General features: G+C 64.0%; 11 protein-coding genes. 6 read left to right on the top strand and 5 right to left on the bottom strand.

Annotated features, from left to right (window positions below; genetic code table 11):
- Positions 1 to 15 precede the first annotated feature (15 nt).
- The 3 genes from BN1233_RS34945 to BN1233_RS34955 all read right to left on the bottom strand — a co-directional run bounded on the left by BN1233_RS34945 (position 16) and on the right by BN1233_RS34955 (position 3,577).
- Positions 16 to 1,605, bottom strand: a complete 1,590-nt coding sequence (locus BN1233_RS34945) for a peptide ABC transporter substrate-binding protein (protein ID WP_046868273.1) — start codon at positions 1,603 to 1,605, stop codon at positions 16 to 18.
- Positions 1,606 to 1,829: 224 nt separating this feature from the next.
- The gene (locus tag BN1233_RS34950; protein ID WP_046868274.1) at positions 1,830 to 2,264 is read right to left on the bottom strand and encodes a GlcG/HbpS family heme-binding protein; all 435 of its coding nucleotides are present in this window, start codon (positions 2,262 to 2,264) and stop codon (positions 1,830 to 1,832) included.
- An 89-nt stretch (positions 2,265 to 2,353) separates the two neighbouring features.
- On the bottom strand, positions 2,354 to 3,577 hold the full coding sequence (locus BN1233_RS34955) for a urate hydroxylase PuuD (protein ID WP_046868275.1): 1,224 nt from the start codon (positions 3,575 to 3,577) through the stop codon (positions 2,354 to 2,356).
- A 218-nt stretch (positions 3,578 to 3,795) separates the two neighbouring features.
- Here BN1233_RS34955 and BN1233_RS34960 point away from each other — a divergent pair, with 218 nt between their 5' ends.
- The 6 genes from BN1233_RS34960 to BN1233_RS34985 all read left to right on the top strand — a co-directional run bounded on the left by BN1233_RS34960 (position 3,796) and on the right by BN1233_RS34985 (position 8,931).
- Positions 3,796 to 4,905 (top strand): S1C family serine protease, encoded by a 1,110-nt coding sequence (locus tag BN1233_RS34960; protein WP_046868276.1) that lies wholly within the window; start codon positions 3,796 to 3,798, stop codon positions 4,903 to 4,905.
- Between the two features lie 83 nt (positions 4,906 to 4,988).
- Positions 4,989 to 5,342 (top strand): hydroxyisourate hydrolase, encoded by a 354-nt coding sequence (gene uraH, locus BN1233_RS34965; RefSeq protein WP_046868277.1) that lies wholly within the window; start codon positions 4,989 to 4,991, stop codon positions 5,340 to 5,342.
- A gap of 53 nt (positions 5,343 to 5,395) precedes the next feature.
- Positions 5,396 to 6,835 (top strand): allantoinase PuuE, encoded by a 1,440-nt coding sequence (puuE, locus tag BN1233_RS34970; protein WP_046868278.1) that lies wholly within the window; start codon positions 5,396 to 5,398, stop codon positions 6,833 to 6,835.
- A gap of 7 nt (positions 6,836 to 6,842) precedes the next feature.
- Positions 6,843 to 7,154, top strand: coding sequence for a rhodanese-like domain-containing protein (locus tag BN1233_RS34975; protein ID WP_046868279.1), 312 nt, complete (start codon positions 6,843 to 6,845; stop codon positions 7,152 to 7,154).
- A 263-nt stretch (positions 7,155 to 7,417) separates the two neighbouring features.
- Entirely contained in the window at positions 7,418 to 7,849 is a 432-nt protein-coding gene (locus tag BN1233_RS34980; protein WP_046868280.1) for a c-type cytochrome, read from the top strand.
- Between the two features lie 131 nt (positions 7,850 to 7,980).
- On the top strand, positions 7,981 to 8,931 hold the full coding sequence (locus tag BN1233_RS34985) for a cytochrome c (RefSeq protein ID WP_046868281.1): 951 nt from the start codon (positions 7,981 to 7,983) through the stop codon (positions 8,929 to 8,931).
- A 33-nt stretch (positions 8,932 to 8,964) separates the two neighbouring features.
- Here the strand turns inward: BN1233_RS34985 and BN1233_RS34990 are convergent, their stop codons facing one another.
- Positions 8,965 to 9,960, bottom strand: coding sequence for a ribonuclease Z (locus tag BN1233_RS34990; RefSeq protein ID WP_046868282.1), 996 nt, complete (start codon positions 9,958 to 9,960; stop codon positions 8,965 to 8,967).
- 228 nt (positions 9,961 to 10,188) lie between these two features.
- Positions 10,189 to 10,806: a helix-turn-helix domain-containing protein gene (locus BN1233_RS34995; protein WP_046868283.1), complete on the bottom strand. Its 618-nt coding sequence runs from the start codon at positions 10,804 to 10,806 to the stop codon at positions 10,189 to 10,191.
- Positions 10,807 to 10,841 lie beyond the last annotated feature (35 nt).

Genomic DNA, 10,841 nt, shown 5'->3' on the forward strand with positions numbered 1-10,841 from the left:
CCGCTCGGAAACAGTTTACTCCTTGATCTGGAGGAACCGCGATGGATAGACGCCGCGCAGGTTCTGATGGAAGCCAATCAACTTCGGCGAGATGAGATTCTTGGTCCCGTAGTGCAGAACCGGGATCCAGGGCTCCTCGCGCATGAAGATCTGCTCGGCCTTCAGGAGGATGTCCGCGCGCTTCTTCAGGTCTGTCTCGTTGGCGGCCTGCTTCATGAGGGCGTCGTATTCCTCGTTCTTCCACTTCCCGTAGTTGAAGCCCTTGTTGTCGCTCTCGAGCAGGAACAGGAAGTTCTGCGGATCCGAGTAGTCGCCGATCCAGCCATAGCGCGCGATGTCGAAGTCGCCGCCATCGCGCAGATATGCGAAGTGAGTCTTCGCATCCGTGTTGATGAACGACGTCTCGACACCGATGCGTTTCCACATGTCGGCAATCGCAACCACCGTGTTCCGGTTGTTGTCGAGCGTGTTGTAGCGCAGCTCGACCTTCAGCTGCTTGCCGCCTGGCCCGAAGCCGGCCTCCTTGAGGAGTTCCTTCGCCCGATCCTCACGCTCGATCGGCGCCATGTCCTTGTATTCGGCGATCGCCGGTGTGCCGTAGTTTCCGATGCCGGGAGGCACGAAGGAATAGGCCGGCTGCATCGTCTCGCTCCAGATCCGCTCCGCGATGTCCTCGCGGTCGATGACCATGGAGAGCGCCTTGCGCACGCGGACGTCGTTGAACGGCGGCTTCGACGTGTTGACCGGCAATGCCCAGACGCCGAGATACGGCCCGAGGACCACCTGGCTGCCGAAGCGGTCCTTGAGCGACTTCATCTGATCGGCCGGAATATCCGGCGTCGAGTGAAGCTCGCCCGCCTGGAAGCGTCGCGTGGCGGCGGCGAGATCCGAGACCGGATAGAACATCACGACGTCGATCTGGACGTTCTTCGCGTCGTGAAAGTAGGGGTTCTTGACGACCTTGATGTGCGAGTTGGGAACGAACTCGGCGAGCATGTAGGCGCCGTTCGAGACGAGGTTCCCCGGCTTGACGTAATCCTTGCCGAATTTTTCGACGCTCGGTGGATGAAGGGGCAGTCCCGTCTGGTGCGTCAGCAATTGAATGAAATATGGGGTCGGGCGTTCCAGACGGATCTCGAGCGTGTGGTCGTCGACGGCCGTCACGCCGAGCTCCTCGGGTTTGGCCTGACCCTTGTTGATCTTCTCGGCGTTGAGGATCGGATAGAGGATGTTCGCATATTTGGCGCCGGTTTCCGGCGACATGATCCGGCGATACGCGAAGACAAAGTCCGAGGCTTTGACAGGGTCGCCGTTCGACCATTTCGCATTGGCGCGCAGGGTGAAGCGGTAAAGCTTCCCGTCGTCCGACATCTCCCACTTTTCAGCCACCCCCGGGACCACCTCGCCCTTGGCGTTGTGAATCACGAGACCTTCGTAGAGGTCCCGTAAGATGTGTCCCTCCCCGACGGTGGAGGTCTTATGGGCATCGAGCGTTTCCGGCTCGGCATCGTTGCCGCGGTTGTACACGACCTCTGCGGTCGCGGCACCCATGAGAGCAACTGTCGCCAAGACGGCAAAAGCCGTCCGTTTCAACCAAGACGACATGAAAGGCGTCCTCTATTAATCCACTATTCCCAAGCTAGTGAACGGCTCCGACCCGCTCCGGCGGGCCTTGACCCTTTGTCTTCAGGAAACGCCCCAATGTCCAGTGGGCGCCCGACGTGATCCTGGAGCGGCCGGACTCGTCCCCGCGTGGGGAACGGTCCGCACCTTGCTCGCCACCAATACCCGTTGCGTCGATGGCCTATACGTAAGTCCCGTCCGAGGGGTCAGGCGCCGCTGTCGAAGACTAGGCCGGCGGCCTCAATCCCCGCAGCCGCGGCGATCTCGTCGTTGTCGGACGTGTCACCCGACACGCCGACGGCGCCGAGGAGCGTTCCCTGGGCATCCTTGATGAGAACGCCGCCGGGGACCGGGACGAGTTCACCGCCGACCACGTGGCTCACGCTTGCGACGAAGTAGGGGCGATCGATCGCCATCTTGTGGAGAGCCCGGGAGCCGACACCGAGCGCCAGAGCGCCATAGGCCTTGGCCATCGCGATCTGCGACCGCTTGAGACTGGTGCCATCCTCGGCGAGGAGACCGCGCAGCGCCCCGCGGGAATCGTAGACTGCTACGGCCAAGGGCTTGAACGACTTCTCGCGCCCTGCCTTGAGGGTCGCGGTCAGGATCGTCTGGGCCGCTTCGAGGCTGAGTTCTGGCATTGGGCACTTCTCCTTTGGGAAATCTGTGTGACTGTGCTGCTGCATCCTACCCGCGGGGGACGCTCCGTCTCCGTGCGGAGCCGGTTATCTCAGAATGTGTGCCGGATACGATCGCGAGCAGCCAGCCAATCCGCTACGGCGCGGCGCTCCTCGAGCGTCATCCCGGTCAGGTTCCCGGGTGGCATGGCGTGGGTCAGCACGCTCTGGATCCGGATGGATTCGGCGCGACGGGCGATTTCCTCGGATGTATCTAGCCTGACGCCTTTCGGCGCAGTTGCGATACCCGGCCAGACGGGTTCTGCCGCATGGCACATCGAGCATCGGGATTGGACAGCCAGAAGAGCCTCCTCGGTCGGCAGCATCGCCGCCGGAACGGGCGCAGTGTTCGAGGCGAGGGCGACTGTCGGCCGCCCGATTATGGAAAGATAGATCGCAGCAACGATACAGGCCGCGGCTACGGCCCATGTCCACCAAGGGGAGCCCTTGTGGGCATGCCTGCTGTTGAAGAAATGGCGGATGACCGCACCCGCAACGACGATCAGCCCGACAATGGCGACCGAGTAGCGGGATGACCACGCAAGCGGGTAATGGTTCGACAGCATCAGGAAGACGACGGGAAGCGTCAGATAGTTGTTGTGTGTCGACCGCTGCTTTGCTTCCTTTCCGAGCTTCGGATCGGGCTGCCGGCCCGCGATCAGATCCGCGACGACCTTCCGCTGGTTCGGAATGATGACGACGAACACGCTGGCAGACATCCAGGTGGCGATCATCGCTCCGGTGTGGAGAAAGGCCGCCCGCGGCGACAGGACCTGCATGAAGCCCCATGCGGCCGCAAGGATCAGAATGAACACAGCCCCCGAAAGCGTGGCATCCCGATTGCCGAGCGGCGAGCGGCACAGGCCCTCATAGATCAGCCACGCGCCGGTGAGTCCGGAGATCCCGATGGCGGCCACTTGCCAGGGAAGCAGATCCATGGTCTCGTGGTCGATCGAGTACAGCTCCGCCTGCAGATAGTAGACCCAGACGAGCAGGAAAAATCCCGTCAACCAGGTGCTGTAGCTTTCCCACTTGAACCAGGTGAGCTCTCGCGGGAGTTCCGGCGGCGCAATGAGGTATTTGCGCATGTTGTAGAAGCCGCCGCCGTGGACCTGCCAGGCCTCGCCGCCGACCCCCTCGGGCAGGCCCTCACGCCTCCGCAAGCTCAGGTCGAGATGGATAAAATAGAATGAGGAGCCGATCCAGGCGATTGCGGTAACGACATGGGTCCACCGCAGAATCTGGCCGATCCATTCCGAGATCTGGGGGTCGAGCATGCTCTCAGTCTGGACGCCGTGAGGCTGGCGGGAAAGGGGGCGGAAGCTGTCTATCGCGGGCGGCCGGTACACGGTTTTTACATCCGGTTCAACAGAGCCGTCCCAGGCGTCGACAACTCGAGGCAGTCGATCTGTGCGAAGAAGATATCACCCTGGCCCAACCAAGCTCTATATCGGGCGTTGACGAGGGTGACCCGTCGACAACCCTGGAGCCCGCGGTGCGCTACCGCTTCACGAACATCGCTCTCGTCATTGTTCTGATCCTCCTCACCGCCTTCGTGGCCGAGCCTTACGTGGCGCGCTGGCTCTATTCGCAGGAGCAGCCCCGAGCGATCACCGCGCGCGGTGACCTCGCACCCATCGAACAGACGACGATTGGAATATTCGAGCGAATCTCTCCCTCCGTCGTCCACGTCTTTGCACGTCCCGACCCGCGGCGTTTGCTCCAACCGTTTGGTGGTGAAGGGGGAGGGGGCGTGCAATCAGGTACGGGATTCCTCTGGGACGAAGCCGGGCATGTCGTCACGAACAATCACGTCATCGAGGGCGCGAGTCCCGTCACCGTGCGGTTTGCATCCGGAGAGGTCGTCCCTGCGGAGATCGTCGGAACCGCGCCGAACTACGATCTCGCGGTCCTGCGTCTCGGGAGAATGCGGGAACCTCCACCGCCAGTTCCGATCGGCACCTCCGCGGATCTCAAGGTCGGACAGGAGACCTTTGCGATCGGGAATCCCTTCGGGCTCGACCAGACGCTGACCACCGGCATCATCAGCGCCCTGCAGCGCCGCCTGCCCACCAGCGAGGGGCGAGAGATCGCAGATGTGATCCAGACGGACGCGGCCATCAATCCAGGGAACTCCGGCGGGCCGCTCCTCGATTCGGCAGGCCGCCTGATCGGGGTCAACACGGCGATCTTCTCCCCCTCCGGAGCATTCGCCGGAATCGGGTTCGCGATCCCGGTCGATGTCGTCAACCGCGTCGTTCCCCAACTCATCCGGAACGGACGCGTCCCGACACCCGGCATCGGGATCATCGCGGGCGAGGAGGCTGCGGCGGCGCAACTCGGCATTAAAGGCGTCATCGTGGTGCGAGTCGTACCGGGCTCGCCCGCCGAACGAGCCGGCCTGCGCGGGATCGACCCACGCACCGGCGCGCTCGGCGACATCATCGTCGGCGTGAACGGAAAGGAGGTGAGCCGCCTCTCCGATCTGACCGCCGCTCTCGAGAAGGCCGATATTGGGAAGCCTGTCGAACTCACTATCGAGCGCAACGGCCGGACCATGACCACCCAGGTCGACGTCGCCGATATCGGGGAGGCTCGTCGGTGAAGAGGGGTAGGCTCGAGCTTCCGCGTCGGCCTTGACGGATGACGTAACGGCGAGTTCATTCCGGCTCCCTTTCGGAGACCTTGATGGGGCGTCTCTCTACACATGTTCTCGACACGGCGTCGGGCAGACCCGCTGCGGGCGTGCGCATCGAGCTGTTCCGGCTCGAGGGCGCGCAGCGCGAGCCGCTCCTGACCGCCACGACCAATGCCGACGGGCGCACCGAGGCGCCGCTGCTGGCGGGTGAGGCGTTCCGGGCCGGCACCTACGAGCTCGTGTTCCACGTCGGGGATTACTTTCGCGCCCGTGCCACCGCGACGGCGGACCCGCCCTTCCTCGATCTGGTGCCGCTGCGCGTCGGCCTCGCGGAGCCCGACGGCCACTACCATGTTCCGCTCCTGGTCTCGCCCTGGAGCTATTCCACCTACCGGGGCAGCTGAGATGCCGGCCCGCCTCCACCCTCACCAGCCCGCTCCAACCCTGATCCCCTGACATGCCGCATTCCTATCCGCGCGACCTCGTGGGCTATGGCCGCACGCCCCCGCATCCCCGCTGGCCCGGCGACGCCCGGCTCTGCGTCCAGTTCGTGCTCAACTACGAGGAGGGCGGGGAGAACAGCATCCTGCACGGCGACCGCGCCTCCGAGGCCTTCCTGTCCGAGATCGTCGGCGCCCAGCCCTGGCCGGGCCAGCGTCACATGAACATGGAGTCGCTCTACGAATACGGCTCCCGCGTCGGCTTCTGGCGGCTGTGGCGGCTGTTCACGGAGCGCTCGCTGCCCGTCACGGTCTTTGGCGTCGCGAGTGCGCTCCAGCGCAACCCGCACGCCGTGGCGGCCATGCAGGAAGCCGGCTGGGAGATCGCCAGCCACGGCCTGAAATGGATCGACTACAAGGACTTCTCGTCCGACGAGGAGCGCGCCCATCTCCACGAGGCGATCCGCCTCCACACCGAGGTCACGGGCGAGCGGCCGCGCGGCTTCTATCTCGGGCGCACCTCCGAGCACACGCTGCGGCTCGTCCAGGAGGAGGGCGGCTTTCTCTACTCAGCCGATTCCTATGCCGACGAGCTGCCCTACTGGGTCGGTGGGCCCACTGGGCCGCAGCTGATCGTGCCCTACACGTTGGATGCCAACGACATGCGCTTTGCGACCCCGCAGGGCTTCAACTCAGGCGACCAGTTCTTCGGCTATCTCAAGGACTCGTTCGATCTCCTCTATGCCGAGGGCGAGCGCGCCCCCAAGCTGCTGTCGGTGGGCCTGCATGGCCGGCTCGTCGGCCGGCCCGGGCGGGCGGCGGCGCTGGCGCGCTTTCTCGATTACGTGCTCGCGCACGAGCGGGTCTGGGTGGCGCGGCGGATCGACATCGCCCGGCACTGGCTCCGCGAACACCCGCCCGCGGGGCTCAAGCCCAGCACCATGAGCCGGGCGCTGTTCGGGGAGCTCTTCGGGGACGTGTTCGAGCACTCGCCCTGGCTCGCCGAGCGGGTGCATGCCGCGGGGCTGACGGCGGCGCAGGACTCGGCCGAGGGCCTGCACGCCGCGCTGGTCGCGGCGCTCGCGGGAGCGACCCGCGCGCAGAAGCTCGAACTCATCCGCGCGCATCCGGATCTCGCGGGGCGGCTGGAACTGCGGGAGCTGACGGCGGATTCGCGGGCCGAGCAGAGCGGGGCGGGCCTGGCCGATCTCGATGAGGCGGAACGCGACCGCTTTCTCGCGCTCAACGCGCGTTATCGCGAGCGGTTCGGGTTTCCGTTCATCCTGGCCGTGCGGGGGCGCGCCAAGGAGGAGATCCTGGCCGCCTTCGAGGCGCGCCTCGCGCACGAGCCCGAGCAGGAATTCGCCACCGCGCTCGCCGAAATCGCACACATCGCCCGCCTGCGCCTCAACGACAGACTGCCGTCCCTGCCTAGTACCGCTGCCGCGACCGAGTGAGGAACTCATGCCAGCACCAGTAGTCGATCTCGATCGAAACGATGTGAAAGCTGCCCTCGCCTCCGGGAACGGTACGATCATCGATGTTCGCGAGCCCGCCGAATTCGCGGCCGGCCACATTCCGGGCTCCGTGAACATGCCCCTCTCGGAGTTCGATCCGCATGCCCTGCCGGAAGGCCGTGTCATTCTCTCTTGTGCTGCCGGTATCCGCTCGGAGCGTGCTGCACTTCTCGCTCAAGCCGCGGGCCGGGACGTCCGCGAACATTACAAGGGCGGCTTCAAGGATTGGATTGGGGCCGGAGAGGTCGTCGAATGGTGAGGGCTCGCGAAGCCGTGCGCTGCGAGCTCTTGCTGGCACTGCATCCGGCGGAGTGAGCGGCTCGGGCGTTATTCCGCCTCTCGAACCGGCCATCCTGCAGGATGGGTCCTTTCCCAGCCGGCCCGGTGCGAAAGCTGGATCCGTTCACCGGAATGTGTCCGCACAAACCTTCGCCGTAGGTTTGAAATTCGGTTTGCCTGCGCGAGAAAGCTCTGCTGCCGGTCCAGTTTCGCAATCGTCAGTCCAGAGGGAGAGCAAGGTTCATGATTCGTGCGGTGTTGGTAGTGGGCGCACTGGCTTTGGGCGTCACGTCGGTGGTTGCAGAGGGGAATGTGATCGAGCAGCGTCAGAGCCTCATGAAGGATCTCAGCGCCAAGGCACGGCCGGTGACCGCTGCCCTTCGAGGGCAGGCTCCCTTCGATCTCGGACAGGTACAGACGGCGCTTCGGACCTACTCGGAACACGCGAAAGTGCTTCCGACAATGTTTCCGGAGAACTCGAAGTCCGGCAAGACGGACGCGCTGCCCACAGTCTGGGAGAACAAGTCGGATTTCGAGGCACGCTTCGCGAAGCTCGCCGCCGATGCTCAGACGGCCCTCGCGACCGTGAAGGACGAGGAGAGTTTCAAGGCCGAGTTTCCGAAGGTCATGAAGAACTGCGGCGGCTGCCACGAAAAGTTCCGGAAACCGAGCTGACAGCCTCGAAAAGGCGCACACGCCTGTCCATTGCCGCCGGGCCGATCGTCACTCCCGTGCGTCGGGCCCGGCCGGCTCCCGAGAGGTAGATCAGTCGCCTGCCTGTAGCCTTCCGCCTCTTCCCGAGAGATATGAACCGTTTACGCTCAATTCTCCTGGCGCTTTTGGGACTGGTCATCGCTGGGGCAGCCGTCTTCTACCTGCTGACCGAACCGGCCCTTTATCGGCTCGTGCGCGGAGAGCAGAGTGTTGCAGGCGACCATGTCGCGAATCTCGAGAACGGACGCCTTCTCTTCAACGCGGGAGGATGTTCCTCCTGTCACGCGACGCCCGACCAGGATGATCGCACGAGGCTCGGTGGCGGATTGGCCTTGAAGTCGCCATTCGGCACTTTCCATGTGCCGAACATCTCGCCCCATCCTCGCGACGGCATCGGTGGATGGAGCGTCACGGATTTCGTAAGAGCGATGCGTGAGGGGACGGCGCCCGACGGGAAGCATCTATATCCGTCTTTTCCATACACGTCCTATCAGCGCATGAGGACAACGGATATCGCGGATCTCTTTGCCTATCTGAAGAGCCTCACGCCGGTCGAAGGCCGTGTGCGGGATCACGAACTCTCCTTTCCATACAACATCCGCCGCGGCCTCGGCCTCTGGAAACTGGCATTTCTCGATGGCAACGTTTTCAGGCCGGACCCGAACCGTGACGAACCGTGGAATCGCGGAGCCTATCTCGTAGAGGGGCCGGGACATTGTGCGGAGTGCCATAGTCCACGGAACGCTTTGGGGGCGATCATTTCCGAGCGGCGGTTTGCGGGAGCGCGGGAGCCGGACGGAAAGGACTGGGTGCCGAACATCACGCCTCATCCGACTGGGACGGGAGGTTGGACGCTCGAAGACTTCGAGGTTCTGCTGAAGACGGGCGATACCCCGAACTTCGTCGATGTCGGCGGCCTGATGCGCGCGGTCGTGCGGAACACCGCAGCCCTTCCGGAATCCGATCGCACGGCGATGGGCGAGTACCTTCTGACGCTGCCTCCGCGCGAGGGACGCCCGCCCGCAGCCACGAATTCGGAGTGATGCGCAGAACCCGAGCCGACCGGGAGAACCTGATCAGGCCGGTATCGCCTCGAAGCCGTCCCGTACCTCACGCCCGATCGACGACGGGTCGGGCAGGTAGCGTGCGGAGTGATGAAAGACGGTGAAATGTTTCACATGCGCCGCGCGCGCAAGAGCGCCTGCGTCTCGCGCCGTCAGATGGCGCGTCGCCGTCGCCAGGGCTCTGTCTTTCTCCAGGAACATCGCCTCGATGAACAGCTGATCAGCCTTCTCGGCGAGCCGGACGATCTTCCGGTGATTCTCGGCGTGGGATGCCGCATCGGTGACATAGGCCACGATCTGGCCAGGGCCGATCCGGAACGCTCTCCTGCGGAGCTCGCCGAGAGGAACCGTGTGGTCTCTGCCGACATCGATCAGACTGTCGTCCGGTTCGCCCCGGCGCGCTGCACGCTTTGCCCCGCCGAGCCACGGCCCCGTCGCGAGGCCCATTTCGTCGAGCGCACCACGCAGGACATTCACCTTCAGCTCCTCGCGCAAGGCGAATGCGAGTGACGGAATGCCGTGGTCCAGGGCAACGGCTTCGATCCGCATGTTCTCTTCCACCAGCACTGTTCCTGGCAGGTAGTCTGGCGGCACACCATTGCGCCGGACGAAGGCATCGCGCGCATGGAATTCCGCGGCCCGGACGAGACGCTCGCTTTCGAACTCCATAACATGGAGGCGGAAGTCGATGGAATGCTCGTCGAGAAGGTTCCAGGTGAAACTGCGGATCCGATGCTCCACCTGATCGATAAATCCTGACGGTCCCACGAGCGTCAGAGGCTCGGTACGATGAAGGCAGACGCGCAGGAGACGATCGAAACCCGCAATATGATCCATGTGGGTGTGGGATACGAACACATGGCTCACGCGCATCAATTCGCGCGAGGAGAGGGGAGTCAGGTCTCCCAGGTCGAAGAGGATCGCCCGGCGGCCAAAACGAAAATCGAGATAGAGTCCGGGGTCGTCGAACGGGCCGTTCACCAATCGGGGTCGCACGAGCCAGCTCATGATGGCGTCTCGCCGCGCATCGTCATGGCGAGCTGCAGACGCCAAGGCACAGTCCCTTCCGCCGCCTCTTCGTCCTTGCGAGCCGCAGGCGAAGCAATCTACCCGTCAACTGGCGCGCTGCTGGATTGCTTCGCTCCGCTCGTAATGACGGTGAGGGCGTGAGAGAAGGAAGAGCACTGCCGGAAACGGCATGAATTTCCTTCGCAGCGATGCAATCGGAAAGACTGCTCAATCCATTACTGCGGCTTTGAGGATGCACACCATCGTGGCCCTGCCGGGTGCCGAACCGATGCATCGCACCGTGTGGGGACGATCGCAGCGATAGCGAAGCGTCTCGCCGGCTTTGGCGTGCTGGACGACGCCGCCGACTTCGACCTCGAACTCACCTTCAGTCACCGAGAGGCACTCGACCGAGCCGCGCTGGTGACCGTCCGATTCGAGGACGCCGCCGGGCTCCGACTGCACGTCGTACCACTGGAGCCACTCGACCGTCTTGATCCAACCGATGATCGCCAGGCGCATCCGCCCGTCGTCCGAGACGAGAATCGGGGTATCGGCGCGGGAAGATTTCTGGATGAACGGCTCCTCCTCGCTCGTGGCGAGAACCCGCTCGATTGAGACGTCGAGGGCCTGCGACAGCCGCCAGATCGTCGCGAGAGTGGGGTTGGTCTCGTTCCGCTCGATTTGGCTGATGATCGATTTCGCAACGCCGGACTGCTCGGCCAGCTCGGAGAGCGACAGGTTGTAGGCCTTCCGGAGACGCTGGATCGTCTTTCCGAGCTGGCCGGAGACGATCTGTGCTCCCGCCTCGAGTTCCCGATGCCGCTCCTTGCCTTCGACGCCCATGTTTCGCCTGCTTCCGCTGAAACGAACTTTCGTTT

The sequence above is a fragment of the Microvirga massiliensis genome (assembly GCF_001006805.1).
In the GTDB taxonomy this organism is placed as follows: domain Bacteria; phylum Pseudomonadota; class Alphaproteobacteria; order Rhizobiales; family Beijerinckiaceae; genus Microvirga; species Microvirga massiliensis.

What these genes read in the sequence shown, in the direction of transcription:
- BN1233_RS34945 (WP_046868273.1), bottom strand. Translation starts at nt 1,605, where the DNA reads ATGTCGTCTTGGTTGAAACGGACGGCTTTTGCCGTCTTGGCGACAGTT.
- BN1233_RS34985 (WP_046868281.1), top strand. Translation starts at nt 7,981, where the DNA reads ATGAACCGTTTACGCTCAATTCTCCTGGCGCTTTTGGGACTGGTCATC.
- BN1233_RS34950 (WP_046868274.1), bottom strand. Translation starts at nt 2,264, where the DNA reads ATGCCAGAACTCAGCCTCGAAGCGGCCCAGACGATCCTGACCGCGACC.
- BN1233_RS34980 (WP_046868280.1), top strand. Translation starts at nt 7,418, where the DNA reads ATGATTCGTGCGGTGTTGGTAGTGGGCGCACTGGCTTTGGGCGTCACG.
- BN1233_RS34955 (WP_046868275.1), bottom strand. Translation starts at nt 3,577, where the DNA reads ATGCTCGACCCCCAGATCTCGGAATGGATCGGCCAGATTCTGCGGTGG.
- BN1233_RS34975 (WP_046868279.1), top strand. Translation starts at nt 6,843, where the DNA reads ATGCCAGCACCAGTAGTCGATCTCGATCGAAACGATGTGAAAGCTGCC.
- BN1233_RS34990 (WP_046868282.1), bottom strand. Translation starts at nt 9,960, where the DNA reads ATGAGCTGGCTCGTGCGACCCCGATTGGTGAACGGCCCGTTCGACGAC.
- puuE (WP_046868278.1), top strand. Translation starts at nt 5,396, where the DNA reads ATGCCGCATTCCTATCCGCGCGACCTCGTGGGCTATGGCCGCACGCCC.
- uraH (WP_046868277.1), top strand. Translation starts at nt 4,989, where the DNA reads ATGGGGCGTCTCTCTACACATGTTCTCGACACGGCGTCGGGCAGACCC.
- BN1233_RS34995 (WP_046868283.1), bottom strand. Translation starts at nt 10,806, where the DNA reads ATGGGCGTCGAAGGCAAGGAGCGGCATCGGGAACTCGAGGCGGGAGCA.